This is a genomic window from Sphingopyxis sp. 550A, from assembly GCF_053569535.1.
In genome coordinates this window covers 1,184,980-1,210,423 of sequence record NZ_CM131615.1, presented here as the reverse complement: position 1 = coordinate 1,210,423, position 25,444 = coordinate 1,184,980, and the positions used below count along the sequence as shown (strand labels likewise).

The 25,444-nt window shown below is 66.1% G+C and carries 28 protein-coding genes and 2 tRNA genes; 10 read left to right on the top strand and 20 right to left on the bottom strand.

Annotated features, from left to right (window positions below; translation table 11 throughout):
• Positions 1-13 precede the first annotated feature (13 nt).
• Positions 14-553, top strand: coding sequence for a Smr/MutS family protein (locus ACVENA_RS05810; RefSeq protein ID WP_449328005.1), 540 nt, complete (start codon positions 14-16; stop codon positions 551-553).
• On the opposite strand, the gene dapE is transcribed toward ACVENA_RS05810, so the two are convergent.
• On the bottom strand, positions 554-1,690 hold the full coding sequence (dapE, locus tag ACVENA_RS05805; protein WP_449328004.1) for a succinyl-diaminopimelate desuccinylase: 1,137 nt from the start codon (positions 1,688-1,690) through the stop codon (positions 554-556). It lies immediately after the preceding gene.
• Positions 1,691-1,785: 95 nt separating this feature from the next.
• On the opposite strand from dapE, the gene ACVENA_RS05800 reads away from it, so the two are divergent.
• A complete protein-coding gene (locus ACVENA_RS05800; RefSeq protein WP_449328003.1) occupies positions 1,786-2,253 on the top strand; it encodes a cupin domain-containing protein in 468 nt (155 codons plus the stop codon).
• A 110-nt stretch (positions 2,254-2,363) separates the two neighbouring features.
• Here ACVENA_RS05800 and ACVENA_RS05795 read toward each other — a convergent pair whose 3' ends face one another.
• On the bottom strand, positions 2,364-3,242 hold the full coding sequence (locus ACVENA_RS05795) for a sigma-70 family RNA polymerase sigma factor (RefSeq protein WP_449328002.1): 879 nt from the start codon (positions 3,240-3,242) through the stop codon (positions 2,364-2,366).
• The gene (locus tag ACVENA_RS05790) at positions 3,242-3,700 is read right to left on the bottom strand and encodes a carboxymuconolactone decarboxylase family protein (protein WP_257549088.1); all 459 of its coding nucleotides are present in this window, start codon (positions 3,698-3,700) and stop codon (positions 3,242-3,244) included. Before ACVENA_RS05790 ends, ACVENA_RS05795 begins: the two co-directional genes overlap by 1 nt.
• Positions 3,701-3,905: 205 nt before the next feature.
• Between ACVENA_RS05790 and ACVENA_RS05785 the strand changes: the two genes are divergently transcribed.
• Positions 3,906-4,283, top strand: a complete 378-nt coding sequence (locus ACVENA_RS05785; RefSeq protein ID WP_257549086.1) for a DoxX family protein — start codon at positions 3,906-3,908, stop codon at positions 4,281-4,283.
• Between the two features lie 95 nt (positions 4,284-4,378).
• A complete protein-coding gene (locus ACVENA_RS05780) occupies positions 4,379-4,642 on the top strand; it encodes a DksA/TraR family C4-type zinc finger protein (RefSeq protein ID WP_257549084.1) in 264 nt (87 codons plus the stop codon).
• A 61-nt stretch (positions 4,643-4,703) separates the two neighbouring features.
• Here ACVENA_RS05780 and ACVENA_RS05775 read toward each other — a convergent pair whose 3' ends face one another.
• On the bottom strand, positions 4,704-5,678 hold the full coding sequence (locus ACVENA_RS05775) for a DUF6607 family protein (protein WP_449328001.1): 975 nt from the start codon (positions 5,676-5,678) through the stop codon (positions 4,704-4,706).
• 19 nt (positions 5,679-5,697) lie between these two features.
• The gene (locus ACVENA_RS05770) at positions 5,698-7,956 is read right to left on the bottom strand and encodes a TonB-dependent hemoglobin/transferrin/lactoferrin family receptor (RefSeq protein ID WP_449328000.1); all 2,259 of its coding nucleotides are present in this window, start codon (positions 7,954-7,956) and stop codon (positions 5,698-5,700) included.
• Between the two features lie 173 nt (positions 7,957-8,129).
• On the opposite strand from ACVENA_RS05770, the gene ACVENA_RS05765 reads away from it, so the two are divergent.
• The 3 genes from ACVENA_RS05765 to ACVENA_RS05755 are packed head-to-tail and all read left to right on the top strand — an operon-like array spanning position 8,130 to position 10,988.
• Positions 8,130-9,107 carry a toll/interleukin-1 receptor domain-containing protein gene (locus tag ACVENA_RS05765; RefSeq protein ID WP_449327999.1) on the top strand — a complete coding sequence of 326 codons (978 nt, stop codon included), beginning with the start codon at positions 8,130-8,132 and terminating at the stop codon, positions 9,105-9,107.
• A gap of 1 nt (position 9,108) precedes the next feature.
• Positions 9,109-10,107 carry a hypothetical protein gene (locus tag ACVENA_RS05760; RefSeq protein ID WP_449327998.1) on the top strand — a complete coding sequence of 333 codons (999 nt, stop codon included), beginning with the start codon at positions 9,109-9,111 and terminating at the stop codon, positions 10,105-10,107.
• Positions 10,104-10,988, top strand: coding sequence for a hypothetical protein (locus tag ACVENA_RS05755; protein WP_449327997.1), 885 nt, complete (start codon positions 10,104-10,106; stop codon positions 10,986-10,988). Before ACVENA_RS05760 ends, ACVENA_RS05755 begins: the two co-directional genes overlap by 4 nt.
• Positions 10,989-11,114: 126 nt before the next feature.
• Here the strand turns inward: ACVENA_RS05755 and ACVENA_RS05750 are convergent, their stop codons facing one another.
• The 9 genes from ACVENA_RS05750 to ACVENA_RS05710 form a co-directional block, all read right to left on the bottom strand.
• A complete protein-coding gene (locus tag ACVENA_RS05750) occupies positions 11,115-12,122 on the bottom strand; it encodes a PhoH family protein (protein ID WP_449327996.1) in 1,008 nt (335 codons plus the stop codon).
• On the bottom strand, positions 12,122-13,471 hold the full coding sequence (gene miaB / locus ACVENA_RS05745) for a tRNA (N6-isopentenyl adenosine(37)-C2)-methylthiotransferase MiaB (protein ID WP_449328898.1): 1,350 nt from the start codon (positions 13,469-13,471) through the stop codon (positions 12,122-12,124). The genes ACVENA_RS05750 and miaB overlap by 1 nt, the downstream gene beginning before the upstream one ends.
• Before the next feature lie 38 nt (positions 13,472-13,509).
• The gene (locus ACVENA_RS05740) at positions 13,510-14,397 is read right to left on the bottom strand and encodes a lysophospholipid acyltransferase family protein (RefSeq protein ID WP_449327995.1); all 888 of its coding nucleotides are present in this window, start codon (positions 14,395-14,397) and stop codon (positions 13,510-13,512) included.
• On the bottom strand, positions 14,369-14,791 hold the full coding sequence (locus ACVENA_RS05735) for a Fur family transcriptional regulator (RefSeq protein WP_257549067.1): 423 nt from the start codon (positions 14,789-14,791) through the stop codon (positions 14,369-14,371). The genes ACVENA_RS05740 and ACVENA_RS05735 overlap by 29 nt, the downstream gene beginning before the upstream one ends.
• A gap of 134 nt (positions 14,792-14,925) precedes the next feature.
• On the bottom strand, positions 14,926-15,357 hold the full coding sequence (locus ACVENA_RS05730; protein ID WP_449327994.1) for a MucR family transcriptional regulator: 432 nt from the start codon (positions 15,355-15,357) through the stop codon (positions 14,926-14,928).
• A gap of 126 nt (positions 15,358-15,483) precedes the next feature.
• Positions 15,484-15,945 (bottom strand): GNAT family N-acetyltransferase, encoded by a 462-nt coding sequence (locus tag ACVENA_RS05725; RefSeq protein WP_449327993.1) that lies wholly within the window; start codon positions 15,943-15,945, stop codon positions 15,484-15,486.
• Positions 15,942-16,568 carry a tRNA (adenosine(37)-N6)-threonylcarbamoyltransferase complex dimerization subunit type 1 TsaB gene (tsaB, locus tag ACVENA_RS05720; protein WP_449327992.1) on the bottom strand — a complete coding sequence of 209 codons (627 nt, stop codon included), beginning with the start codon at positions 16,566-16,568 and terminating at the stop codon, positions 15,942-15,944. Before tsaB ends, ACVENA_RS05725 begins: the two co-directional genes overlap by 4 nt.
• Positions 16,561-17,154: a malonic semialdehyde reductase gene (locus tag ACVENA_RS05715; protein ID WP_287940966.1), complete on the bottom strand. Its 594-nt coding sequence runs from the start codon at positions 17,152-17,154 to the stop codon at positions 16,561-16,563. Before ACVENA_RS05715 ends, tsaB begins: the two co-directional genes overlap by 8 nt.
• 28 nt (positions 17,155-17,182) lie before the next feature.
• Entirely contained in the window at positions 17,183-17,761 is a 579-nt protein-coding gene (locus tag ACVENA_RS05710; RefSeq protein WP_449327991.1) for a NifU family protein, read from the bottom strand.
• Between the two features lie 62 nt (positions 17,762-17,823).
• Between ACVENA_RS05710 and ACVENA_RS05705 the strand changes: the two genes are divergently transcribed.
• The 3 genes from ACVENA_RS05705 to ACVENA_RS05695 all read left to right on the top strand — a co-directional run bounded on the left by ACVENA_RS05705 (position 17,824) and on the right by ACVENA_RS05695 (position 20,221).
• Positions 17,824-18,696, top strand: a complete 873-nt coding sequence (locus ACVENA_RS05705; RefSeq protein WP_449327990.1) for a hypothetical protein — start codon at positions 17,824-17,826, stop codon at positions 18,694-18,696.
• Between the two features lie 73 nt (positions 18,697-18,769).
• Positions 18,770-18,845 (top strand) — tRNA-Thr (locus ACVENA_RS05700).
• Positions 18,846-19,045: 200 nt separating this feature from the next.
• Entirely contained in the window at positions 19,046-20,221 is a 1,176-nt protein-coding gene (locus ACVENA_RS05695; protein WP_449327989.1) for an alpha-hydroxy-acid oxidizing protein, read from the top strand.
• 15 nt (positions 20,222-20,236) lie between these two features.
• Here ACVENA_RS05695 and ACVENA_RS05690 read toward each other — a convergent pair.
• The 6 genes from ACVENA_RS05690 to ACVENA_RS05665 form a co-directional block, all read right to left on the bottom strand.
• Positions 20,237-20,313: transfer RNA gene (locus ACVENA_RS05690), tRNA-Met, on the bottom strand.
• Positions 20,314-20,719: 406 nt separating this feature from the next.
• The gene (locus ACVENA_RS05685; protein WP_449327988.1) at positions 20,720-21,469 is read right to left on the bottom strand and encodes an alpha/beta fold hydrolase; all 750 of its coding nucleotides are present in this window, start codon (positions 21,467-21,469) and stop codon (positions 20,720-20,722) included.
• On the bottom strand, positions 21,469-22,611 hold the full coding sequence (locus tag ACVENA_RS05680) for a Kelch repeat-containing protein (protein WP_449327987.1): 1,143 nt from the start codon (positions 22,609-22,611) through the stop codon (positions 21,469-21,471). Before ACVENA_RS05680 ends, ACVENA_RS05685 begins: the two co-directional genes overlap by 1 nt.
• A gap of 39 nt (positions 22,612-22,650) precedes the next feature.
• Positions 22,651-23,589 (bottom strand): endolytic transglycosylase MltG, encoded by a 939-nt coding sequence (gene mltG / locus ACVENA_RS05675; RefSeq protein ID WP_449327986.1) that lies wholly within the window; start codon positions 23,587-23,589, stop codon positions 22,651-22,653.
• 117 nt (positions 23,590-23,706) lie between these two features.
• Positions 23,707-24,966, bottom strand: a complete 1,260-nt coding sequence (fabF, locus tag ACVENA_RS05670) for a beta-ketoacyl-ACP synthase II (RefSeq protein WP_449327985.1) — start codon at positions 24,964-24,966, stop codon at positions 23,707-23,709.
• 170 nt (positions 24,967-25,136) lie between these two features.
• Entirely contained in the window at positions 25,137-25,373 is a 237-nt protein-coding gene (locus ACVENA_RS05665) for an acyl carrier protein (RefSeq protein ID WP_003039428.1), read from the bottom strand.
• Positions 25,374-25,444 lie beyond the last annotated feature (71 nt).

The window sequence follows — 25,444 nt, the reverse complement described above, 5'->3', positions numbered from 1 at the left end:
GGAGGAAAGCGCGTTGTGGAAAAAGGTTGCGGCAACCGTCGCACCGCTGGCGAAACGACCGGCACCGATCGAGCCCAAGGCGCCGCCGACGATCAAGCCGCCCAAGACGGTCGTGCGCGCGGCCGCACCTGCCGCCGCGCCGCGCCCGCCGGCTCCGCTGCCCCCGCCGCGCCGGACGTGGGCGAGCAGCACGCTCGACAGCCATTGGGACCGGCGGTTGCGCAAGGGACTGGTGCGCCCCGACATGAGCATCGATCTGCACGGCCATACTCTGGCGTCGGCGCAGGCGCTGCTCGACGAGGCGATCGGGCGTGGGCTGCTACGCGGCGCGCGGGTGCTGCTGGTGGTCGCGGGACGACTGCGGCCGGGTGCCGACCGCCTGCCGCAGATGCATGGCGATCCCCGCCCGCGCGGCGCGATCCGCGCCTCGCTGCCCGACTGGCTGTCGGTATCGCCCTATGCCGACCGGATCGTCGCGCTGCGTCCGGCGCATATCAGCAATGGCGGCGGCGGCGCGGTCTATGTCATCCTGCGCCGGGGGCGCGAGGACTGATCAATCGAGCAGTGCGCGCATCAATATGCCGCGATAGATGGCGGTCAGCTTGTGCAGGTCGTCGACCGCGACCGCTTCGTCGAGTTTATGCATCGTCGCGTTGAGCAGCCCGAATTCGACCACAGGGCAGAGCGCGTGGAGGAAGCGCGCATCGGACGTGCCGCCGGTCGTCGACAGCTCTGGCCGGAGATCGGTTTCGGCGTGGATCGCCTCGGCGATCAGTTCCGACAGATCGCCGGGCGGGGTCAGGAAAGCTTCGCCTGAAATCTTGCCGAGCACTTTCGCTCCGGGCTCGACGTCCTGGGCCAGCCGCTCGACCATCGCGACGAGGTCGGCGCCGCGATGCTGGTCGTTGAAGCGGATCGACAACCGCGCGCGCGCCGAGGCGGGAATGACGTTGGTCGCGCCGTTGCCGACCTCGATATCGGTGAATTCGATGTTCGACGGCTGGAACCAGTCGGTCCCGGCATCGAGGCTGACCGCGTCGATCGCCGCCAATATCTTCACCAGCTTGGGAATCGGATTGTCGGCAAGGTGCGGATAGGCGACATGACCCTGCGTCCCCGGCACGTCGATCCAGATGTTGACCGACCCGCGCCGCCCGATCTTCACCATATCGCCGAGCCGGTTCACCGAGGTGGGTTCGCCGACGAGGATCATGTCGGGCTTCACCCCGCGCGCATCCATATGTTCCATGAGCGCGCGGGTGCCGAAGATCGCGGGGCCTTCCTCGTCGCCGGTGATGATCAGGCTGATCGTTCCCGCTTCGGGCGGCGTTGCGGCGGCGGCGGCGACGAAAGCGGCGATCGCGCCCTTCATGTCGACCGCGCCGCGGCCGTAGAGCAACTCGCCGCGGATTTCGGGCGCGAAGGCCTCGCTCGTCCAGCCGACGCCCGGCGGCACGACGTCGAGATGCCCGGCAAAGCCGAAATGCACCGGCCCCTTGCCTGTCCGCACCGCGAGCAGATTCTCGACCGGGCCGTCGGGTTCGATCCCGTCGATGAAGCGCTCGACCGTGAAGCCGAGCGGGATCAGCGCCGCTTCCATCACGTCGAACACGGCGCCGGTGGCGGGCGAGATGCTCGGCGCGGCGATCAGCGCCTGGGCGAGGGCGACGGGGTCAACAGCGTGGGTCATGCCGCTCCCTTACCCCTTCGCGCGCGCTCAAGTCGAGGCTTTGCATCGCGGCGATAATGTGCGAAACAAAGGAAGAACAAAGAAGGGATTGCCCGATGCCCAAGCTCGACCTCGATGCCATTCCGCAAACCAACGCCACCGGCTATCCCGCGCCCTATGACGCGCCCGTGCAGGGCCGCTGGTATCGCCGCCTCGCGCCGCCCGCGGGCCTCAGCGATTTTGCGGCGAGCCACGTCGTGCTGAAGCCCGGCGCCTGGTCGTCGCAGCGCCACTGGCACGACGGCGAGGACGAAATGCTGGTGATGATCGCGGGCGAAGCGGTGCTGATCGAGGATGACGGCCGCTGGCCGATGCGTCCCGGCGATATCGCTGTGTGGCCGAAGGGGAACATCAACGGCCATCATCTGGTCAACGAATCGGATGCCGACTGCGTGTTCGTGGCGCTGGGCGGCGGCAAGAAGTACGACACCGGCGGCGGCTATTCGGACATCGACATGCTGTTCACCCCCGACGGCTATTTTCACAAGGACGGCACCCCTTATCCGACGGCGCGGCTTCCGTGATCCTGGCGCCGTTATCCGCGCGTCGCAGCGGCGAAGTGACACGACGACAAGGATTCCAGCTTTCGGTCGCGTGACGGCAATATTCGATCGAAAGCCGCCCCCCCTTCCCCTCAATGCATATGCTTCAGCTTGTCGGGATTGCGCATCACATAGATGCCGGCGATCTTTCCGTCCTCGATTTCCAGCGCCGTGGTCTGAAGCTCTCCGTCGGCCTCGCGGGTGACGAAGCCCGGCAGGCCGTTGATCGTGCCGGTGTGGACAAGCGTCGAGCCATGTTTCGCGAACAGCACCGCAAGGCTGCGGTGCAGCGTCATCACCGTGTTGAAACCGAGCACCGGCACCATCGCCGCGGGGCGCTTGCCGCCGCCGTCAGACCACATGCCGACGTCTGCCGCGAGCATCGCGCCGAGCGCCCCCATGTCGCCGCTGCGCGAGGCGGCGAAGAAGGCGTTGGCGATTTCGAGCCCCCTTTCCTTTTCCAGCCGGTAGCGCGGGCGCGCATCGCGGACGTGGGTGCGGGCGCGCGCCGCGAGTTGGCGCGTCGCGGCAGGATCGCGGTCGATCGTCTTCGCGACCTCATCATATTCGACGCCGAAGACATCGTGGAGCAGGAAGGCCGCACGTTCCAGCGGCGAGAGCCGTTCGAGCGCGAGCATCAGCGGCAGGGTGACGTCGTCCTCTTCCTCCTCCTCGACCAGCGGATCGGGGAGCCAGGGACCGATATAGGTTTCGCGGGTAGCGCGCGCCGATTTCAGTTGATCGAGGCAGAGCCGCGTCACGGTGCGGCGCAGGAAGGCCGCGGGCTCGCGCACCGCGTCGCGATCGGTGCCGAGCCAGCGGAGGAAGGCATCCTGCACCACATCCTCGGCATCGGCGACCGAGCCGAGCATGCGGTAGGCGACACGGACGAGGAGCGGGCGGAGCGGGTCGAAACTCGCCGCCGCGTCCTGCCCCCCGAAATTTTCGCCGCTGATGCCTTCCCCCATCATCAGGCGGCCTTCGCCGGCACGCCGCCCTCGTACCAGAGGTCGAAACCCACCGCGATGCGGTTCCAGCCGTTGATGACATTGATCATCACGGTCAGGTTCATCTGTTCCTCCGCGGTGAAATGCTCGTCAAGCGCCGCGCGCGCTTCCGCCTGTGTGTGCCCTTGCGAGAGGCGGGTCAAGGCGTCGGTCCAGGCGAGCGCGGCGCGTTCACGAGGCGTATAGACGGGCGCCTCGTGCCAGGCGGCGAGCAGGTAGATCCGCTGTTCGGTCTCCCCCGCGGCGCGCGCATCGGCGGTGTGCATGTTGATGCAGTTGGCGCAGCCGTTGAGGATCGACGAGCGGATTTTCACCAGTTCGATCAGGCTCTTCTCAAGGCTCTTTTCGGCCGCGAGGCTGACCGCCATCCACTGCTTCATGAGGTGCGGCGAGGCCGCGAAAGGGTCGGTTACCTTGGTCATGTGTGTCTCCTTGACTTGGGTTGTACAAGCATGACGAGACAGCGGTGGTGGATGTGACATGCGACGTGAAAAAATCGGATCGCGATCGCATTTTCTGGTCGTGCCACGCCAAAGTGCTGGAAACGCACCGTTTCATATAATGCGCTTTGACGGCCCGCGAAGCTGCACTAGCATCGCACCGTCTTTCGACAGGAGGGGAATGGTGATGAAGTTTCTCGATGGATTTGGCAAACAGGCCTATGCGCTGCTGCGGATCGTGGCGGGGCTGCTGTTCCTCGCGCACGGGGTGCAGAAATTCTTCAATTTCCCGGTCGATTTTCCAATGCCGCTGAACCCGATGCTGCAGGCGGCGGGAGTGATCGAGCTGGTCGCGGGCGGCCTGATCGTGATCGGCCTATTCACCCGCCCCGCGGCCTTCATCGCCAGCGGCATGTCGGCGGTCGGTTACTGGATGGTCCACGGCAGCAAGAGCTTCTTCCCGATCGTCAACGGCGGCGAAGCCATCGCGCTCTATTGCTTCATCTTCCTGTTCATCGCGACGCGCGGCGCGGGGATCTGGAGCGTTGATGGCGCGCGGAAATAAGCAACGCCTCGCTCGCCCGCCTTTGCCCGGCGGTTTAAAAATCCCTTACGGCTTCCTATCTGGAGCGAGACAGGATTTTTGAACAGGAGGCCGGAGTGGCTGGCGGTTGGACGCGCGACGGTGCGGTTCAGGAGCAGATCGACGACACCGTGACCGATGCGGTGCTGAACGCGCGGCGGGCGATGCCCGCCGGCGAGAGCGCCCGCTATTGCCGCGAATGCGGCGAGGAAATCCCCGAACGCCGGAGGCTGGCTCTGCCCGGCGTGCAGACCTGTGTCCCGTGCCAGTCGGGCCGCGACACGGCGAGAAAACATGAGCTGTTTAACCGCCGCGGCAGCAAGGATAGCCAGCTTCGCTGAAAGAAGGGGCGGCCCTTGCAGAGCCGCCCCAGTCACGGGCTTCACATGGTGGTGAAGTCGGTCAGAGCCTGCGCGTATTCGCCTCGATCAGCTTCTTCGCTTCGGCGATCGCCTTTTCGGTGGTCAGCTTCTTTTCCTGCACCTCGTCGGCCATGCTCAGCAGGCGGCCGCTGATGACGGTGCCGGTCTCGGCCTCCTCGTCGATCGCGATCCCGCCCTTGGTGGCGGCGACGCGGTCCCATTCGGCGCGGACGGCGGCCCAGTAATCCTTGGTCGCGGCCCAATAATCGTCGGCGGCCTTCACGTCATACTGGTCGTATTTGATATAGGTGTTGAGGACATATTCCTGGACGATCGGTACCAGCTTGCCGTCCTTGATCCCCATCTTCGTATTGTCCTGCCAATGAACCCAGCCGTCGGGGGTCGGCTGGTGGCGGTTGATCGAATAATAGCGGTCGTAGACGGGCTTCCGTACCGCGTCGCGGCGCGCGAGCGGGCGCCACGTCCAGTTGGAGCGCCAGCGGCGGATGCCCGCCTGCGTCTCGAACTGGCCCCATCCGCCATAGCGCGGGCTGTCATCGACCTGATACACCGTCTGCGACCAGCGGCCGGTGCGCATCTTTTCGGGGACGGCTTCCCATGTCCATTGATTGCGGTCGGAATAGACGAGCACCTTCGCGGGCTCATAGTCCCAGTCCTGGCGCCAATGCTTGATGATATGGCTCTTGCCCTCGTCGTCGGTGATGACGAGCATGTGCTGAAGGATGATCTTGCGGCCACTGTCCTCGATCACGCGCACGACTTCGTTGCCGCCCGAGCGTTTGGGTTCGAGCGGGGTGTAGTCCTTGTCCCAGCGCGTCGACTCCTGCATGTTGAAGCCAACGTGGTAATTGCCCGCCATGGCAAGGATGTCGGCGCGGTCCTGCTCGAAGTTGGTGGCGGCCTCTTCGGCCGCGATCGGCGGATGCGCGGCGGCGGGAACCGCAGCACCGAGCAGAAGCAGCGCGGCGGCGATCGAGCGACAGGTCTTTTTCATCGGTGCAGTCCTTCGGGGGTCAGAAGCGATAGCTGAGCGACACGCTCGCGTTGCGGCCGGGCTGGGTATAGGCGTCGGCGCTCGCGGGCGGGACGAGCAGCCCCGGCAGCGCGGGATCGGGCGGGCTGAGCGGGACGAGCGCGAGCCCGCGCACGTCGCTCCACCAGCTATATTTCTTGTCGAGAATGTTGAAGATGCCGCCGCGCAGCGTCAGTCCATCGGTGATCCGCACGAAAGCGGTCGCGTCGAGGATGGTGAAGGCATCGGGACGGAAACATTCGGCAGAGCAGACCCCGGCAGCACGCGACGCCTCCTTGCGGCCGCTGTGGGTCATGATGATCTGGCCGCCGAAGCGTCCCGCGGGCTCGCGGTAGCCGACGCCGGCGACGAGCTTCACCGGATCGATCGTCGACAAGGACGTGCGCACGCCGTCGGGATCGATCTGGTTGCCCTTGGCATAGGATAGGGCGAGCGTCGCAAAGAGGCCGGAGGACGCCCGCCCCTCGAACCGTGCTTCCGCGCCTTTGACGCGGACACGATCGAGATTGATGAATTGATAGACCGCCGGATCGGTGGGCGTGAAGCTGCCGCTCACCACCTCCTGGCTGATGAAATCCTTGTAACGCGCCGAAAAGGCGGTGAGGTCGAGGCTGACATGGTCGCTGTTGAAGCGGAGCCCACCCTCGAAGCTTTGGCTGCGTTCGGGACCGAGATCGGGGTTCGGCTTCGAGGTGTAGCCATAGGTCAGATTCTCGAAGAACTGGTTGACCTGCCCCGGCTCGGGTGCCTTGAAGCCCGTCGCATAATTGGCGAACAGGCGCACCTGGTCGGTGACCTTCCACACCGCGCCGAATTTCGGCGACAGGCGCGAATCCTTCTGCCCGGCGCCGGTGAAGCCCGGCAGCAGTGCGTCATTGCGCGGCGACAGATCGTACCAGTCAAAGCGCAGCGCCGGATAGAGCAGCAGGCGCCCGTCGGCGATCGAGATTTCATCGCCGACGAACAGGCCGGCACGCGTGAAGTCGGTCGTCGGGAAGGCGCGGCTCGGGAAGACGTCGGGCGGCGTCGGCAGCACGCCGTCGCGCAGGCCGCGCTGGCGCGTCTTGCTGATGTCGCCGCCGAAGACGAGGCGATGGCCGATCGCACCGGTCGCGAAATCGGCGCGCGCATCGGCGGCGGCGCCGAAGACGCGGTTCTCGAAGGTGTTGAGGCGTTCGCGGTCGGCGGCTGGGGTGCGGTCCTCGTCGGTGAACTGCACATCCTCGCCATCCTGCCAATAGAGGGCGACGCGCGCGAAATCGATCGCGCCCTCGCCCTGCCAGCTCCAGTCGAGCGACACGCGCTTGCGCTCGCCGGTATCGATGCCCTGCAGCAGTTCGACCGTGGGGCTGAGGCTGGAGAGGCCATCGGTGAACAGATGCGTGCCGAGATATTCGCCGGTCAGGCGCAGCTTGTGGCCGTTCGCGGGGTCGTAGACGATGCGCGCGAGCGCGGCGTTCGAGCGGCCGTCCTGCGGGTTGGGCCTGGTGCGCGCAGCACCGGTGCCGCCGACCGTCCCCTTGTTGTCGAGTTCGTTATAATCGCGGCGGGTGTAGGCGGCCATGACCGACCAGTCGCCGCTGCGTCCCGCCAGGATCGCAGTTTCGCTGAACTCGTTGTCGGCGCTGCTGTAGGCGGCGCGGACGAGGCCGCCGATGTTCCTGCCGCTTTCGAGGAAGTCGGACGGGTCGGCGGTGATGAAGCTGACCGCGCCCGCGAGACCGTCGCTGCCGTAGAGCGCCGACGATGGACCGCGCAAAATCTCGACCGATTTGATGAGGCCGAGGTCGACATAGTCGCCGCGCCCGACATTCTGCGCGCCGAAGCTGAAGCCGTCGGGAACGCGCACGCCATCGACCTGGATCAGCACGCGATTGCCGCCGATGCCGCGGATGTTGAAGCCGTCGTTGCCCGCGCGGCCGGTCGCGCTGAGCGCCGCGTTGAAGCGTGCGGGCTGGCGCTGGACGCTGACGCCAGGCTCGAAGCGGACGAGGTCGCGGATATCGGTGACCAGCTCGTCGGCGATCTGCTCGTCGCTCTTCACGGTGACGGTCGACGGCACATCCTCGGCATTGGTCGCGATACGCGTCGCGGTGACGACGATCTGGTTCTTGCGTGCGAGCCAATATTCGCCGTCATTGTCCTGCGCGAAGGCCGGCTGCGCGAGCGCGGCGAACGCAAGGCCCAGCGCGCTGCCGGCGGCGAGACGGGTGGCGGACGGCGAGCGATGGCTAGGCAAAATTCTTCCCCTGATAGTTTGCGAGTGATTCGCAATAGCGTCGCTCTAGGGGCACGGATTCGCAGGGTCAAGTTTTATGCTATTGAGAATCGTTTGCGTATATCAATTTATCGGGAAAAGTGACGATTGCCCTGCCCGCTTCCGCACGGCATGATGGCGGCAGGGGGAAAAGGATGATGCCGTCACAGGTCTTCATCAGCTATTCGTCGAAGGACCGCACCATCGCGAATATGGTGTGTGCGCTGCTCGAGGCGCGCGGCCATCGCTGCTGGATTGCGCCGCGCGACATCGTGCCCGGCACCTCGTGGGGCGAGGCGATCATCGACGGGCTCAAATCGTCGACGGTCTTCGTCCTCGTCTTTTCGAGCCACGCCAATACCTCGCCGCAGATATTGCGCGAGGTCGAACGCGCGGTGCACCTCGGCCTGCCGATCATCCCCTTTCGCATCGAGGAGGTCGTCCCCGAGCGCAGCCTCGAATATTTCATGAGTGTGCCGCATTGGCTCGACGCGCTGTCGCCGCCGGTCGAGGATCATATCGCCCGGCTGGGCGACGTCGTCGCGATGCTCGTCGACGGGCCGAAAACCGACTATCTTCCCGGCAAGCCGCGCGGGGTGCAGCGTCTGAGCTGGAACAACGGGCTGGTACGCGCACTCGCCGGCGGCGCGGGGCTGGCGCTGCTGCTGCTCGCGGCCTGGCTCGGCGGGCTGGCGCCGCCGGGGTCGGCGATCGGCTGGATCGCGCCGCTGCTCGCGCTCGCCATCCCGGCGGGCGTCATCGGGAGCGGGCAGGTCCGGCTATGGGCTGCGCGCGGCGTGCAGGCCGCGCTGCTCGCGCTGCTGCTCGCTGCGAGCGGCGTCTATGGCTGGGCCTCATCCTCCTATATCGTCGCGGGGGAGAATGGAGCGCCTCTGGTGCGCGGAACCACATGCACCCCCGACGCGAAGCTGGTGTTCGAGAGTGAATGCCCCGACCTCCCCTCCGATGCGCTCGCCGATGCCGCCTATGATCCGGCCGCGCTGTGGACCGCGGCGTCGATCGGGCGGGTGAAGCTGATGCTGGGCGGTGCATGGGCGGTGATCGCGGCGGCGGCGGCGTTGCTCGTTTCGGGATGGCTTGGCGGGCCACGGCGGTTGAAGCAGGAGGGTTGAGATGCGAAAGGCGCGGATGACGATGCTGCTGGCGGCGCTGGCTTCGCCGGTGACGGTGACGGCAAAGGAGCCGATCGACGCCGCCGGTCTGAAGGCGATCGAAGCGAAAGTGGCGCGACAAAGCTGGTATCCCGACGGCTATTACGACATCCGCATCGCCGCCGAAGGCCAGATGGCCGACTTTCCGCGCGACAATCTGACGATGGACTGGGGCGACGGCGAGCCGCCCTCTTATGACGTGATCGACTGCAACGCCGAATATGTCAGCCTCAACGATACCGATCCGCTGACCGCGCGCTACGGCGGCGTCGCGCTGGAGGTGGCGCGGCTGCGCGCCGAGTTCGAGCGGATGAAATATCCGCTCGTCGTCTATGCCGAGCCCTTGCTCGCATTCGAGAAGGCGAAGATCGAGGAGGCGAAGGCGGCGCCCGAACCGATGACCGACGAAGAGATCGAAGCGGAAAATGCCGCCGCCGATGCCGCCGACGAAGCTGCCGCCGAGGCGGCAGCAAGCGCAGCCGACGCCGCGGCAAGTGCGGCCGCCGACGCCGCGATGGAAGCCGACGCGTCGGATGCGGCGGCGGAGCCCGCCGATGGTGGCTTTTTCGAAAATGATCCCTATCAGCAGCTCGCCAAGGCGGTCGAGGCGAACCGCGAACGTCTGGCACCCCAGCTCCCCAAGGTCGTTGCCGACGGCGGTTGCGGCGCGGGCGAAGGCAGCGCGGTGATCGTCAAGACGTCGCCGCCGCAAGGTGAGGTGCTGCTGATCAACGCCTTCGCCTTCAAGGTCTGCACCCGCAAGAAGCCCGACCCGTGGGACCGCTTCGCGTGCAAATGGAACGAGGTCGAGACCGGGGTCGAGAAGCGGCTTTCGGGGCGTTATGTCTATCAGGTGAAATGGCCCGACGGCACGGTGCGCAAGGGCACGCGCGAGATCGTCCCCAATTATGAGGACGAGGATGTCGCGGCGGTCGTGACCTTCAAGAAGACGGGCAGTTGAGGATGATCGGCCGGATGCCGCTCACGCTGCTCGCGCTCGCCGGCCCCGCTGTCGCCGCGGCGCAGGATCCGGCTGTCGCCGACGCCGCGGGAATGAAGGCGATCGAGGCGAAGCTGCCGAAACAGAGCTGGTATCCGGACGGCTATTATGAGGTACGGGTCGCAGCCGAGGCCGAAATCGCGGAAGTTGCCGAGGTTCCCGAGCCGGGACAGGGCGAGCCCTATAATCTCATGACCTGTGGCACCGATACTCCCGGTGTGGATGCATCCGACCCCGCCTTGCGCGATTACGGCGCCATCGCGCTCGACACCGCGCGGCTGCGCGCCGCGCTGGTCGCCCGGCATTATCCCGAACGGCTGTTCGCCGCCCCGCTCGCGGCGTTTGAACGCGAGCGGCTCGCCGGCGTCCGGCCGAACGACGCTCTCTATGCCGACCTCGCGGCGGCACTCGACACGGCGCGGGCGGCTTCGGCGCCCGACCTGCCGCCGGTCGTCGCGGTCGATACCTGCGCGCCGCCTCCGCCTCCACCGCCCCCTCCGCCACCCGCAGCGACACCTCCCCCACCGTCCGCAGCGCCGCCGCCGAGGCCAGCCACCGCCGTCCCGCGGCGCGCGCCCGGCGTGACCTTCGTCACCCAGCCGCCTGCGGGCGAGGTGCTGATGATCAGCGCCTTCGCCTTCAAGGTGTGCGTGCTCAGGAAGCCCGACCCATGGGACCGTTTCGCCTGCCGATGGAACGAAATCGAGACCGGCGCCGCAAAGCCCATGTCGGGCCGCTTCGTCTATCAGGTCAAATGGCCCGACGGCACGGTGCGCAAGGGTACGCGCGAAATCGCAGCCGGCGGATCGTCGATAGTGACGTTCAGGAAGGTCGGCAGCTAGAGCGCGATCATTCTGATGGCATCGTCATCCCGGCGAAGGCCGGGATCTCACCGCCTCGGCCTGACGCACCGGCGAGATCCCGGCCTTCGCCGGGATGACGGGAAGGTAGTCCAAACTGATCCCGCCCTAGCTCCCCGGCCCTTCATAAGCCTCGACGATCCGCCCGACGATCGGGTGGCGGACGACGTCGGCGCTGGTGAAGCGGCTGACGTTGATGCCTTCCAGCCCTTCGAGCCGCGCGACCGCATCGGCGAGGCCCGAAGTCGCGGGCATCGGCAGGTCGACCTGCTTGGGGTCGCCGCAGATCACCATGCGGCTGTTCATGCCGAAGCGGGTCAGGAACATCTTCATCTGCGGGATCGTCGTGTTCTGCGCCTCGTCGAGGATGATGAAGGCGTCGGCCAGCGTCCGCCCGCGCATGAAGGCAAGCGGCGCGATCTCGATCTCGCCGCTTGCGATGCGGCGCTCGACCTGCTCGGCGGGCAGGCAGTCGTGCAAGGCGTCGTAGAGCGGGCGGAGGTAGGGATCGACCTTTTCCTTCATGTCGCCGGGCAGGAAGCCCAGCTTCTCGCCCGCCTCAACCGCGGGACGCGAGAGGATCAGGCGCTGGACGCTGCCGGTGATGAGCTGCGCCACCGCCTGCGCGACGGCGAGATAGGTCTTGCCCGTCCCCGCCGGGCCGAGCGCGAAGATCACGTCGTCGCGCGCGAGCGCCTGCATATAGGGGACCTGCGACGGCGCGCGCGGGACAATCGTCTTCTTGCGCGTGCGGATCATCACCGTCGGCGCTTCGCTCGCGTCGTGGCGGATGATGCCCGCGAGCGTCGGCTGTGCCGACATCGCGATCACCCCGTCGACGAGCCCCGCGTCGACCTCCTGCCCCTGTTCGATACGGTTATAGAGTTCGGTCAGCACGTCGCGCGCGCGGGCCGCGGCCTCCGCCTCGCCCTCGATCTGCACGCGGTTGCCGCGCGCCGAGATATAGACGCCGAGGCGGTTCTCGATCGCGACGAGATTGCGGTCGAACTCCCCAAAGAGGATGCCCAAAAGCTGCGTTCGCTCGAATTCCGCGGTCAGTCGGACGCGGTCGCCGGGTTCGGCGGGGGTTGCGGCGGTCAGCGGGCGTTTGGACATCAAGCCTCCTGCAATTGGCGCAAAATCGCGCCCAGACTGTTCGGACCTGCCGAAATGATTTCGACATCGACCATATCGCCGATCGCAAGCCCGGGCGCGGTGACATGGACCGACTGAAGCCACGGTGATTTGCCGATGAGTTGGCCGTCCAGTTTGCCCTTGCGTTCGAGGAGCAGACGCGTGGTGCGGCCGACGGTCGTTTCGTTGAACGCCTGCTGCTGCTCGTTGAGCAAGGCCTGCAAGCGCTGGAGGCGGTCGTTCATCACTGCTTCGTCGATCTGCCCGTCCATCGTCGCGGCGGGGGTGCCGGGGCGGCGTGAATATTTGAAGCTGTAGGCCATGGCGTAGCGCGTCGCGCGGACGATATCGAGCGTCGCCTGGAAATCCTCCTCGCTCTCGCCGGGGAAGCCGACGATGAAGTCGCCCGAAACCGCGATGTCGGGCCGCACTTCGCGGACGCGTTCGATGACCTTGAGATAGCTCTCGACACTGTGGCTGCGGTTCATTGCCGCGAGGATGCGGTCGCTGCCCGCCTGGACCGGCAGATGGAGGAAGGGCATCAGCTTCTCGACCTCGCCATGCGCCGCGATCAGGCTGTCGGTCATGTCGTTGGGGTGGCTGGTCGTGTAGCGGATGCGTTCGAGGCCGTCCTCTTTCGCGAGTTCGCGGATCAGGCCGTCGAGGCCGATCGCCCTGCCCTTGTCGTCCTCGCCCTCCCACGCATTGACGTTCTGCCCGAGCAGCGTGATCTCGCGAACGCCGCCCGCAACGAGCGCGCGCGCTTCCGCGATCAGGTCGACAAAAGGCCGGCTGATCTCGGCGCCGCGCGTATAGGGAACGACGCAATAGGTGCAGAATTTGTCGCAGCCTTCCTGCACGGTCAGGAAAGCGGTGGGGCGCTGGCCGCCGGCGCGCTTCGGCAACGCGCCGAACTTGCTGTCGAGCGGCATGTCGAGGTCGATCGCCTTCTCGCCGCGCTCGGCGCGCGCGATCAGATCGGGCAGGCGGTGGTAGGCCTGCGGGCCGACGACGACATCGACCGACGGGGCGCGGCGTGCGATCTCGGCCCCCTCGGCCTGCGCGACGCAGCCCGCGACCGCGATCGTCGGGGTGCTGCCGTCCGCACGCTTCAGCCGGCCGATGTCCGAATAGACCTTTTCAGCCGCCTTTTCCCGGATGTGGCAGGTGTTGAGCACGACAAGGTCGGCGTCGGCGCCCTCGGCGGCGGGAACATAACCCTCGGCGCCGAGCATCTCGGCCATGCGCTCGCCGTCATAGACGTTCATCTGGCAGCCGAAGGATTTGACGTGAAAGGTCTTGGGGGCGGGTGCGGACATGGCGGCCCCGATAGAGGAAGCAGGCGGGGATTTGAAGGAGATTCGGCCGGTCATCCGTCGCCCTCGATACTCGCAGGCTGATAGCGGACCGGCGCGACATAATGCGGAAAAGGCCGCAGCGGCTTGCCGAGCGCCGCGACCAGCGCCTCCTCGATCCGCCGCCGCGCCTCCGCGGTGATCGCCTTGCGGCCGGGGAAGTCGCGCGGGTGAAAGGGTTCGAGGAAATGGATGTCGAGCCGGAAGGTGCCGGGCCGCGCAAGAATGCGGCGGGCGTTGTCGATCCCCGCCTCGTCGCCGATCCAGCCGATCCACTCGGCGATCGGCCCGTAATCGAGCATCACCGGCTGAACGAGCACCGCGGGCGGCGGCGGATCGAGCACCTGCATCATCGAAGTCTTGAACGGCAGCAGCGACTGGCCGTCGGTCGTCGTGCCCTCGGGGAACACCGTCACCGACCAATTGTCTGCAAGCGCCTCGCGCAGCAGGTTGATCTGGTCAGCGACCCCGCCGCGATCCTCGCGGCTGACGAACACGGTGCGGTTGAGGCGGCAGAGCCAGCCGATCACCGGTACCCTGCCCAATTCGGCCTTGGCGACGAAGGCGGTGCCGCTCGCCCCCGCGAGCGACAATATGTCGACCCAGCTTATATGGTTCGAAATGAAGAAGACATCGCGCCGCAGCGGCGTCCCGTGCCGCACCACCCGCGCGCCGGCGATGCGCGCGGCGAGGAACAGGAACAGCTTCGGAAAGGGCGAGCCGTAGCTTACGAACCGGTAGAGGTAATGGAGCGGCACCAGGACGAGGAGCGAGAGGAGAAGCAGCATCACGCGCCACGCGATGCGCGCTTTTCCCCTCAGCGAAATCGGTGCCGGCTGCCCCGCCGCGATCGCAGCGCGCGCTGCGGCCGGATCAATCCTTGCGGTCGAGCCGGACGCCATAAAGCTCCATGCGATGATCGACGAGGCGGAAACCCAGCCGTTCGGCAATGACCTTCTGCAACGCTTCGAGTTCGGGGTCGACGAATTCGATCACCCTTCCCGTCTCGACATCGATCAGATGGTCGTGATGCGCCTCGGGCGCGGCTTCGTAGCGCGAGCGGCCGTCGCCAAAGTCGTGACGATCGAGAATCCCGGCCTCTTCGAACAGGCGAACGGTGCGATAGACGGTCGCGATCGAGATACCGCTGTCGATTTTCGACGCGCGTTCATAGAGCGTCTCGACATCGGGATGGTCTTCGGAATCCGAGATGACGCGGGCGATGATGCGGCGCTGCTCGGTGATGCGCAGCCCCTTTTCGTGGCACAATGCTTCGAGGTCGATGGTTCCGGACATGCGGGCCTTTCCTGCCTTATGCAGTCGTGTCTTTCCTTATGCCAACTGTATAGGCACGGCCCGCAGATAGAACAAGGGCGGCACCCGCAGGCGCCGCCTCGCTGCCTCTCCGATCGGGCCGATCGCCCTTCAATTCAGACCTTGCGGCGCTTGCGCCCACCGCCGCGCCCCTTGGTACCGAGGCCGATTTCCTTTGCGAGCGCGCGGCGCTTTTCGGCATAGGCCGGCGCGACCATCGGATAGTCGGCGGGCAGGCCCCATTTGGCGCGATAGTCGTCGGGGGTCATGTTGTAATGCGTCATCAGGTGACGGCGCAGCATCTTCAGCTTCTTGCCGTCTTCGAGGCAGACGATGTAGTCGGGCTTCACCGACGCGCGCACCGAGACCGCGGGCACCGGCTTTTCCTCGACCGCCGGCTGTTCGCCAAGGTTCGACAGCGCCGCATGGACATTGTTGATCAATATGGCGAGGTCCGAAATGGCGACGCTGTTGTTGCTGACATGCGCCGCAACAATATCGGCGGTCAGCGTCACGAGCATTTCATTGGTATCGGCTTGATCCGACATGGGAGGAGTTTCCTTTTCTACGAGATTCCCAGAAGAGCGGGCTGATTATAGTGCGGCAATAGTATCGAGGCGCGATTCATGCCATTCTGGATGTAATTTCGCAATCACCGATTTCGGCCGCGAATCCTAGCGACAACGCATGGTTATCGCGTCGCGCACGACTCCGTCGCCACCGCGGTAATAAGCAGGGCGGCGGCCGCATTCCGAAAAACCCGCGCGCTCGTAAAGATGAACGGCGTCATTATCGGCTCGCATTTCGAGAAAATATTCCTCGGCGCCTTCTTCCTTCGCCCAGGTCATCCAGTCGTCGATCAACATCCGACCGACCCCACACCCCCGCGAGGCCGGATCGACCGCCAGGAGGAGAAGCTCGCTTTCGGGTCCGGCCATGCGCGCCGCGGAAAAGCCGCACGCCGCATCACCGTCCCAGGCGAGGCAGACGCGCGCCGAAGGCAGCGCGAACAGGGTGAGAAGCTGCGCGGTGCTCCACGCCTCGCCATAGGCGGGATCGAAGGCGGCCTCCATCACGCGCATCGCCGCCGACAGATCGCCGACGCGGGCGGTGGCGAGGCGTATCGAGCGGCTCATGCGGCCGCCATCGGCTTGGCATCGGGCGCGCGGCCGTAGATCGGGCTGGGGTCAGCGAAGAGCGCGCCGACCGGCAGGTTCGGGAAAGCGCGAGCGTCGGGCAGGACGGCGATGGCGCGGCCGCTGCCGCGGTGCGCAACGAACGCCTCGGCGCGGTTGCCGATCGCCAGCGCGTCGTCGACCCGGATCGCCTCGTCGGGAAGCAGCGAACGAAGATCGGCGCGCGGCGTCAGGTCGGCGGCGAACGGCTGGACGAACCATTGCCCATGACCGCCCTCCATCACGATCAGCGCGCCGTCCGCGGCAGCGATCGCCTCCGCGGCGCCCGCGGCGACGAGCGCGAGGGTCGAAAAGCCCTGCACCGGCACACCCCAGCCGAGCGCGAGCGCGCGCGCGGCCGCCACACCGATCCGTACCCCGGCGAAGCTTCCCGGACCGCAGCCGACCGCAATCGACGCCGCCCGGCCGCCGTCAGCCAATTCGGCGATCAGCGGGACGAGCCGTTCGGCATGGCCGCGGCCGATCACCTCATGCCGGAAATCGACGATGCGCCCGCCCTCGACCAGCGCGACCGAGCAGGCCTCGCTGGCGCTGTCGATGACGAGCGTTCGCCCCTCAGGCAACGCGGTTGAAACGCTCGAAATCGGGGCGCGGGCTGCGCTCGAAGATGCTCGCGGGATCGCCATAGCCGAGCGTCGAGATGAAATTGCTCTTCACATGCGGCGTGTCGGCAAAGAAGGCGGCGTCAACCGCAGCATTGTCGAACCCCGACATCGGCCCGGTATCGAGCCCCAGCGCGCGCGCCGCGAGGATGAAATAGGCGCCCTGCAGACTCGAATTGCGGAAAGCGGTGGTCTCGGCCAGCGCTTCGTTACCGACGAACCAGCTCCGCGCATCGGTGTGCGGAAACAGGTCCGGCAGATGTTCGAAAAATTGATGGTCCATCGCGATGATCACGGTGACCGGCGCTTTCACTATCTTTTCGGCATTGGCGGGCATGGCGAGCGCAGCAAGTTTCGCCTTCGCCTCATCCGATACGCACCAGATGATGCGCGCCGGCAACGCATTCGCGCTCGTCGGCCCATATTTCATCAGATCCCAGATCGCGCGAAGCTGATCCTCCGACACCGGTCGGTCGAGATAGCCATTATAGGTACGCGCAGTACGGAACAACTGGTCGAGAGCGCTATCGGAAAGCGGCTCGCTCATCGAGGTATCTCCTGGCTGAAAGTCTGGATCAGACGGCGTGGACAGCCGTTACCTCGGGCACATAATGTTTCAAGAGGGCTTCGATGCCATTTTTCAGCGTCGCGGTCGACGACGGGCAGCCCGAGCAGGCCCCCTGCATCTTGAGATAGACATTGCCCTTGTCGAAACCGCGATAGATGATGTCGCCGCCGTCGTTGGCGACCGCGGGGCGGACGCGCGTCTCGATGAGATCCTTGATCTGTTCGACGATGTCGGCGTCGGCAGGATCGTCGGCAAAACCGCCCTGCTCCTCGCTGGGAACGCTGATTCCCGCCGCGCTCGCCGGATTGAAAAGCGGCATGTCGGCGAGGAAATGGTCCATCACGATGCCGAGCACGTCGGGCTTCGCATCGGCCCATTCGGCGCCCGGTGCGATCGTCACCGACACGAAGTCGCGGCCGAAAAAGACGCCGGTGACGTCGCCGAGCGCGAACAGCGCGGTCGCGAGCGGCGAGGCCTCAGCCTCTTCGGGGCTCGCGAAATCGCGGGTTCCCGCCTCCATCACCGCCCGGCCGGGCAGGAATTTGAGCGTCGCGGGATTGGGCGTCGATTCGGTTTCGATCAGCATGAAGCGCATGTGGGACGCCGCGGGGCTTTGTGCAAGGTTGCAGGCTTAGCTATGGCCTTCCAATGCGCCGTTTCACCCATTTCGCCGCGCTCGACTGGTCGGGCGCGCGCGGCCCGCGCCAGCGCGGGATCGCGCTGGCGGTCGCGAGCGGCGCCGCGGCGCCCGCATTGGTGCGGCCGGGGCATGTCTGGTCGCGCGCCGAGATATTGGCGTGGCTTGAAGAGATTGCGGCATCGCGCGCCGACATGCTGATCGGCTTCGACTTTTCGGCAGCTTTCGCCTTTGCTGATCGCGGCGCCTATTTCCCCGAATGGACCGAAAGCCCCGCCGACCTTCCGGCGCTATGGGCGCTGGTCGAGACGCTCACCGCTCGCGACCCGCATTATGAGGTCGCCAGCTTTCTCGCTCACCCGGAAGCGCGGCGCCATTTCCGTCATGGCCAGGGCGATGTCGGCGACCTTTATGCGCCTGGGACCGGGCGGCTGCGCGTCGTCGAACAGCATCAGCGCGCAACGCGGCAGGCCGCAAGCGTCAGCAATTTCAACCTCGTCGGCGCGGCGCAGGTCGGCAAGGCGAGCCTCGCGGGAATGCGCCTGCTTCAGCGCGTGCATGGCCGCATCCCGCTCTGGCCGTTCGATCCCGTGCCGCGTAGCGGCCCCTTGCTCGTCGAAATTTACACCAGCCTCGCCGCGCGCGCGGCGGGAATGCCGCCGGGGCGCAGCAAAATTCGCGACGGCAAGGCGCTCGACGCCGCCCTCGCCGCACTCGGCTCGCCGCCCGCCGGCGTGACGGGATCGATGAGCGATCATGCCAGCGACGCGCTGCTGACCGCCGCTTGGCTGCGCGCGATCGCATCGGACACGGAGCGCTGGTCGCCTGCGCCACTTTCCGACACGCTCGCCGCGACCGAGGGCTGGACCTTCGGCATAATCTGACGCCTTCACCGCCCGCATTTTCCGGTCACCGGATATTTCCATCTCCGGCAAAAATGCTCTAGGGAGACCGCGCGCCGGCTTAGCTCAGTTGGTAGAGCAACCGCCTTGTAAGCGGTAGGTCGTCAGTTCGAGTCTGACAGCCGGCACCAGCAGCCCCTTGAGACCCATGGGTTTTCTCGTAAATCAATGGCTTGCCTTCAACCGGCCGAAGCGCACTTACGATCTGGATGGCAAAGGCCGATATGGGTAGCTGTGGCAATAATCCGGTCCGGCTTGTTTGTCCGGCGTTCGCACGCTTCTTTGCCGGAGCAAGATCGTTCAGGACGAGACGACAAATGGGAGAATGCGCATGACGGGTTTCGGAGGCTATCAGAACGAGATTTACGGCGCCGGCTTGCAGGGCGTGCTGCCCACGATCCCGGTCGACGCCGCAAATCTCGAAGCCCGCGCGACGGCGGCCATGTCCGAAAGCCTGCGCAACTATGTCCAGGGCGGCTGCGGCGACGAGCACACGCAGAACCTCAATTCCGCCGCCTTCCGCCACTGGGGGCTCGTCCCGCGGATGATGGTCGACACGACCGTCCGCAATTTGTCGATCGAGCTTTTCGGCATGTCCCTGCCTACCCCGCTGTTCATGGCGCCGATCGGCGTCACGGGGATGTGCACTCCCGATGGGCATGGCGACCTGCACGCCGCGCGCGCGGCGGCGACGACCGGCGTGCCGATGGTCGCCTCCACCCTCGGCAACGACCCGCTCGAAGATGTGGCGGCGGCAATGGGCGATACGCCCGGGCTGTTCCAGCTCTACACGCCGAAGGACAAGGAACTTGCCGAAAGCCTCGTCGGCCGCGCCGAGCGGGCGGGCTATCGCGCGATCGTCGTCACGCTCGACACCTGGGTCACCGGCTGGCGCCCGCGTGACCTCAACAGCGGCAATTTCCCTCAGCTTCGCGGCCATGTTCTCCAGAATTATTTCGGCGACCCGGTCTTCCGGAAACGGCTCGACAAGCCCGTCGAGGGCCATCTTGCCGAGGCGATCGGACTATGGAGCCGGCTGTTCGGCAAGGTGCTGACGTGGGACGACATGGTCTGGCTCCGGTCGATCACCTCGCTGCCGATCATCCTCAAGGGCATCTGCCACCCCGACGACGCGCGGCGGGCCATCGATACCGGCGCCGCGGCGATCTATTGCTCGAACCACGGCGGACGGCAGGCGAACGGCGGCATCGCCGCGATCGACATGCTGCCCGCCGTCGTCGCGGCGGCGGGGGACACGCCGGTGTTGTTCGATTCGGGGGTGCGCTCGGGAAGCGACGTGGCCAAGGCCCTCGCGATCGGCGCCCGCGCCGTCGGCATCGGGCGCCCCTTCACCTATGGCCTCGCGCTCGGCGGCGCCGAGGGCGCGGCGCACGTGCTTCGCTGCATCCTCGCCGAGGCCGACCTGCTCATGGCGGTGAACGGCTATCCGACCATCGCCGACCTCAAAGCGGCGGACATCAGACGCGCCGGAGCAGGAGACTGTTAAGGGATAGAGCGTCTTTGGTAGCGGAGGAGGGACTCGAACCCCCGACACGCGGATTATGATTCCGCTGCTCTAACCTGCTGAGCTACTCCGCCCCGAAGGGTCGCCGCGTCGGGCGAGCCGCGCCTATAGGCAGGCTGTCCGTTCCGGTCAATATCATGCGCGCACGCCGCGAAAATTGCGGGCAAAGACGGACCCCCACGGGCCGTGGATGAGCGGAAAACAGGCTTCTCAGCCGACCGAAATGGTGCTGGGCGGTCGGCCGCACCCATCACTGCAATCACAATGATGGGCGCGGCGCCAGAGACCCGGAAGGGAGGGGGAAAGCCCGGGTCGGTTGGCTCGAGACGGGATGGACGCGGCGATCGGGGGGAGGATGTGCCGTCGTCCATGGGACGCCCTGTCTCGTGACCGCGCCAATGACGCAAAGGCGGCGCGCGATCTAATCGATTAATATGGTCACAATGATCGGCCGCGCCGATGGGCAAAAAAGCGCCTATTTTACAATCGACTCCAGAATGCGTGCAGCGCCGCTGCAACCTCGGCCGGACGTTCGGCGATTGCCCAATGCCCTGCCCCTTCGATCACCGTCAGCGGCACGCCGGTGTTCGCGGCGAATCGCTCAGCCACCGACAATTCGACATAGGGATCGCCCGCGCCCCAGATCAGCGCGCCGTTCGCGGGCAGCTTGTCGATGTCGCGCGCCCAGTCATGCTCGAAACTGAGTCCCTTCGCCGACCGATAGAGTTTCAGGATCGCACGCCTTTTGTCCTTGTTCGCCCATTGCCCGGCTTCCTCCGCGGCGATATCCGCCGGCATGCCTTGCGCCGCAAGCCCTTGAGCGAGCTTCGCGGGCGCGCTCAACGCCATGAAGATTTCGCCGAGGATCGGCGTGTTCCAGATTCGCGCGATCCGGTGCCCGCGATAGTCGGGATCGATCACGGCGTTCGAAACCGCCCAGCTTCGGATCAGGTCGGGACGCAGCATCGCCACGCGCTGCGCGATCAGCGCCCCCCAGTCGTGGCCGACGATGTCGATCGGGCCGTGCTGCGCGAACAGCGCTTCCGCCTCGCCCACCGCCCAGTCGGCATAAGCCTCCTTGGTCGCGGCAAAGCCCGCGGGAAGCGGCCCGGTAAAACCGGGCAGCGCGGGGACAGCGACGGGCGTGTCGCCGAGATCGAGTCGGTCAAGCAGCGGGCGCCAGATCGCCGGGCTGTCGGGCACGCCGTGGAGAAAAAGCTTTGCGGCCATCAGGATGCCCCTTTCGGTAAATGGATGATCCAGCTGCGGTCGGTCGGCTCGATCCGACCCTCGCGATAACCGCCCGCGAGCAGCGCACTGTTCGCCCCCGCGCGCGCCAGCGTCATATAGTTCCACTGCCCGCCAAGGTCGTAATCGAGCCGCGTTCCGCGGCCGCTCGCGACATCGAAGATTTCGGGCGCGGCATCGCCCGCGGCGACGAGCACGCGGTTGCCGGGCAAGAGCAGCAGGCCATCGGCGATCTTGAAGCGCGGATCGGCAAGCTGTCCCGCCGGCACGAAACGGCCGGCAGCGACGTCGAACCGTTCGACCGAGCGCAGCTTTCCGCCATAATCGCGTTCGTCCGACCCGCCGACGACCAGCACATCGCCATTCGCCAGACGAACCGCGCCATGTTTGTAGCGCGCGGTCGCCAGCGCGCCAGCGGGCTGGAAGCGTCCCTCGGCCGGATCGAACAGTTCGGCGCTCGCCAGCGCCCGGCGCGGTTCGCGGTCGGGGCGTCCGCCGCCCGCGACGAGGATGCGGCCATCGGCCAGCAAGGTGCCGGTCGCACCGCTACGCGCGGTCCCCAACGTGCCCGTTGCCGACAGGCGCCCCGTCGCGGGATCGAAGATTTCGGCATCGGCGCGCACGTCGCGCCCGTCATAGCCGCCCGCCACCAGGATGCGGCCATCGGCCAGCCTGGCGATGGTGGGCGCATTGCGCGGCGCCGACATCACCGGGCCCGCGATCGATGTTCCGGTCTTCGGATCGAAAATTTCGGTCGTCGCCGACACCCGTCCGTCGACCCAGCCGCCGAGGATGAGCACGCGCCCATCGGGCAAGGCCGCCGCCGACGGCTGGATCCGTTCGGCGAGCAACTGCCCGTGGCGCGACAGGCGCATGGCCGCGCCATCGATGATATCGACCGTCGCGCTGTCCGGCCCCGCCTCGCAATTCACGCGGACGCACCCGCCGATCGCCAGCAATGTTCCGTCACCGGTCGCGACGAGCTGATGCGTTGCACGCGGAGCGCCGAGCCGCGGCCCCGTTTCGATGCGGACATCGGCGGCGGGCCGGTCAGCCGCGCCGCCGCCGTTCATGCAGGCCGCAAGCCAGAATATCCCGGCGGAAAGCCCCAAAAAGCGACGCATCGTGTCTCCCCTCCTCGCGGCAACCGTCGGCCGCTTGTCCTACATCTCTCCGCGCTCGCGGCGCAGTTGATACCATTTCTGGACGTTCGCATTATGCTCGGCCAGCGTGCGCGCGAAGACGTGTCCGCCGTCGCCTTTGGCGACGAAATAGAGATAGTCGTTCGGTTCGGGGTCGAGCACCGCGGCAATCGATGCCTTGCCGGGGTTGGCGATCGGTCCCTTGGGCAGCCCGACCATGCTGTAGGTGTTGTAATCGTTCACCGCGAGAATTTCGGAGCGCAGGATGCGGCGGCCGAGCGGCTTGCCCCTGGTGATCGGATAGATGATGGTGGGGTCGGCCTGCAGTTTCATACCGACCGCGAGGCGGTTGGTATAAACGCCCGCGACCGTGCGGCGTTCGGCCGGAACTGAGGTTTCCTTCTCGACGATCGAGGCGAGGGTCATCGCTTCGTTGCGGTCCCTCGCTGCGGTGCGCGGACTGCGCTTCGCCCAGAGTTCGGCGAACGCCTTGTCCATCGCCGCCTGCATCCGCGCCACGACCGCGGCGCGGCTCTCGCCGGTGGTGAAGGCATAGGAGTCGGGAAGGATGCTCCCTTCGGCGGGCACCGGAATGTCGCCTTTCAGACGCGGCTCCGCCATCAGCCGGTCGCGGACCATGATCGAGGGCATGCCCTGCGGGATCATGATCAGGCGCTGGATGGTCTTGCCCGACTGGAGAAGGCGCAGGATGTCTCCCGCATCCATTCCCTTTTCGATCTTATACTCGCCGGGCTTGATCGGATCGCCGCCGCCGAAGAGCCGCGCGTGGTTGCGAAAGCTCGACGCCGACAACGCGCCCGCCTTTTCGAGGATATCCCCCGCCTTGGCGATGCTCGCGCCGGGCGGAATGACGATTTCGGCATCGCGCGGCGCGCCACCCGAACAGGCGGCGAGGAGGAGAGCGAGAAAGGACACCAGCAACAGGCGTGTTATGGTCATTCGCCCTAGTTCCAACCCCGTTCGTGCTGAGCTTGTCGAAGCACCGTCCTTCTCTTTGGCTCGGCCCGAAGAAAAAACCGCCCTTCGACAAGCTCAGGGCAAACGGATCAAGGTGGCTTAATCGACCGCCTTGACGATCAGGCTGGCGTTGGTGCCGCCGAAGCCGAAACTGTTGTTGAGCGCGGCGCGAACCTTGCGCTTCTTCGCCGTGTGCGGGACGAGGTCGACGCCCTCGGTGCCCTCGTCGGGATTGTCGAGGTTGAGCGTCGGCGGGACGATCTGGTCGCGGATCGCAAGGATGCAGAAGATCGTCTCGACCGCGCCGGCGCCGCCGAGCAGATGGCCGATCGCCGACTTGGTCGAGCTCATCGACACGTCGCCGATCGCATCGCCGAACAGGCGCTTGACCGCACCGAGCTCGATCGTGTCGGCCATCGTCGACGTGCCGTGGGCGTTGATATAGTCGATGTCGGCGGGGGTCATGCCCGCCTTTTTCAGCGCCATCTCCATCGAACGATAGGCACCGAAGCCGTCGGGGTGCGGCGCGGTGACGTGATAGGCGTCCCCTGAAAGACCGTAACCGACGACCTCGGCATAGATTTTCGCGCCGCGCGCCTTGGCATGCTCATATTCCTCGAGCACCACGACGCCCGCGCCCTCGCCCATCACAAAGCCGTCGCGGTCCTTGTCATAAGGGCGGCTCGCCTTTTCGGGCGCGTCGTTGCTGCTCATGTTCAGCGCGCGCGCCTGCGCGAAGCCGGCGATGCCGATCGGGCAGATCGTCGATTCGGCGCCGCCCGCAAGCATGATGTCGGCGTCGCCGTCGCGGATCATCCGCGCGGCATCGCCGATCGAATGGGCGCCGGTCGAGCAGGCGGTGACGACGGCGTGATTCGGCCCCATCAGCCCGTATTTGATGCTGACCTGGCCCGAGATCAGGTTGATCAGGCGGCCGTGGACGAAGTGAGGCGAAACGCGGCCCGGCCCCTTTTCGGCGAGCAGCAGGCTTTCGCTCTCGATTCCCGGCAGGCCGCCGATTCCCGAACCGATCGAGCAGCCCGCGCGCAGCTTGGTTTCCTCGTCCATCTCGGCGAGACCGGCGTCTTCGAGTGCCTGGCCCGCGGCGTCGATGCCATAGACGATGAAGGGATCGACCTGGCGCTGGACCTTATGATCGACACGCTTGCCGGGGTCGAAGCCATATTCATGGTCGGCGGGCTTTACCTCGCACGCGATCGTGCATTTCTGATCTGACGCATCGAAACGCGTGATCTGCCCCGCGCCCGATTTGCCGGCGATCAGATTTTTCCAGGTGGTTTCCACGTCGGCGCCCAGCGGCGTCACCAAACCCAATCCCGTCACCACAATCCGGCGCATAGACATTCCTTTCGTCGGCCCCTGCCCCCGCAGGCCGCCGCATCAAATTCGTGGACGCACATCCATAAAAAAGGCTTCCCAGCCACTGCGCGCGAACGCTCGGGGCCGGGAAGCCGGAAACATGCGGGCGGCTTGAGCGCCCATATCCGGCTATGCCGGACAGGCTCGCCTTAGCCCTTGTTCGCTTCGATATAGTCGATCGCGTCCTTGACGGTGGCGATCTTTTCCGCCGCGTCGTCAGGGATTTCGACACCGAATTCTTCCTCGAACGCCATCACCAGTTCAACGATGTCGAGGCTGTCGGCGCCCAGGTCGTCGATGAAGCTCGCCTCTTCGGTAACCTTGTCGGCTTCGACGCCCAGATGTTCGACGACGATCTTCTTAACCTTTTCGGCCGAATCGCTCATGCACAGTTCCTTTTTTCTGACTATGTCGTGAATGTTGGAATTTGCCCTAGTGCCCAGCGGCTGGGCTGGCA

Excerpts from the sequence above, each read along its gene's own strand:
- dapE (WP_449328004.1), bottom strand. The coding sequence starts at position 1,690 with ATGACCCACGCTGTTGACCCCGTCGCCCTCGCCCAGGCGCTGATCGCC.
- ACVENA_RS05800 (WP_449328003.1), top strand. The coding sequence starts at position 1,786 with ATGCCCAAGCTCGACCTCGATGCCATTCCGCAAACCAACGCCACCGGC.
- ACVENA_RS05795 (WP_449328002.1), bottom strand. The coding sequence starts at position 3,242 with ATGATGGGGGAAGGCATCAGCGGCGAAAATTTCGGGGGGCAGGACGCG.
- ACVENA_RS05790 (WP_257549088.1), bottom strand. The coding sequence starts at position 3,700 with ATGACCAAGGTAACCGACCCTTTCGCGGCCTCGCCGCACCTCATGAAG.
- ACVENA_RS05785 (WP_257549086.1), top strand. The coding sequence starts at position 3,906 with ATGAAGTTTCTCGATGGATTTGGCAAACAGGCCTATGCGCTGCTGCGG.
- ACVENA_RS05775 (WP_449328001.1), bottom strand. The coding sequence starts at position 5,678 with ATGAAAAAGACCTGTCGCTCGATCGCCGCCGCGCTGCTTCTGCTCGGT.
- ACVENA_RS05765 (WP_449327999.1), top strand. The coding sequence starts at position 8,130 with ATGATGCCGTCACAGGTCTTCATCAGCTATTCGTCGAAGGACCGCACC.
- ACVENA_RS05760 (WP_449327998.1), top strand. The coding sequence starts at position 9,109 with ATGCGAAAGGCGCGGATGACGATGCTGCTGGCGGCGCTGGCTTCGCCG.
- ACVENA_RS05750 (WP_449327996.1), bottom strand. The coding sequence starts at position 12,122 with ATGTCCAAACGCCCGCTGACCGCCGCAACCCCCGCCGAACCCGGCGAC.
- ACVENA_RS05740 (WP_449327995.1), bottom strand. The coding sequence starts at position 14,397 with ATGGCGTCCGGCTCGACCGCAAGGATTGATCCGGCCGCAGCGCGCGCT.
- ACVENA_RS05735 (WP_257549067.1), bottom strand. The coding sequence starts at position 14,791 with ATGTCCGGAACCATCGACCTCGAAGCATTGTGCCACGAAAAGGGGCTG.
- ACVENA_RS05730 (WP_449327994.1), bottom strand. The coding sequence starts at position 15,357 with ATGTCGGATCAAGCCGATACCAATGAAATGCTCGTGACGCTGACCGCC.
- ACVENA_RS05725 (WP_449327993.1), bottom strand. The coding sequence starts at position 15,945 with ATGAGCCGCTCGATACGCCTCGCCACCGCCCGCGTCGGCGATCTGTCG.
- ACVENA_RS05715 (WP_287940966.1), bottom strand. The coding sequence starts at position 17,154 with ATGAGCGAGCCGCTTTCCGATAGCGCTCTCGACCAGTTGTTCCGTACT.
- ACVENA_RS05710 (WP_449327991.1), bottom strand. The coding sequence starts at position 17,761 with ATGCTGATCGAAACCGAATCGACGCCCAATCCCGCGACGCTCAAATTC.
- ACVENA_RS05705 (WP_449327990.1), top strand. The coding sequence starts at position 17,824 with ATGCGCCGTTTCACCCATTTCGCCGCGCTCGACTGGTCGGGCGCGCGC.
- ACVENA_RS05695 (WP_449327989.1), top strand. The coding sequence starts at position 19,046 with ATGACGGGTTTCGGAGGCTATCAGAACGAGATTTACGGCGCCGGCTTG.
- ACVENA_RS05685 (WP_449327988.1), bottom strand. The coding sequence starts at position 21,469 with ATGGCCGCAAAGCTTTTTCTCCACGGCGTGCCCGACAGCCCGGCGATC.
- ACVENA_RS05680 (WP_449327987.1), bottom strand. The coding sequence starts at position 22,611 with ATGCGTCGCTTTTTGGGGCTTTCCGCCGGGATATTCTGGCTTGCGGCC.
- mltG (WP_449327986.1), bottom strand. The coding sequence starts at position 23,589 with ATGACCATAACACGCCTGTTGCTGGTGTCCTTTCTCGCTCTCCTCCTC.
- fabF (WP_449327985.1), bottom strand. The coding sequence starts at position 24,966 with ATGCGCCGGATTGTGGTGACGGGATTGGGTTTGGTGACGCCGCTGGGC.
- ACVENA_RS05665 (WP_003039428.1), bottom strand. The coding sequence starts at position 25,373 with ATGAGCGATTCGGCCGAAAAGGTTAAGAAGATCGTCGTCGAACATCTG.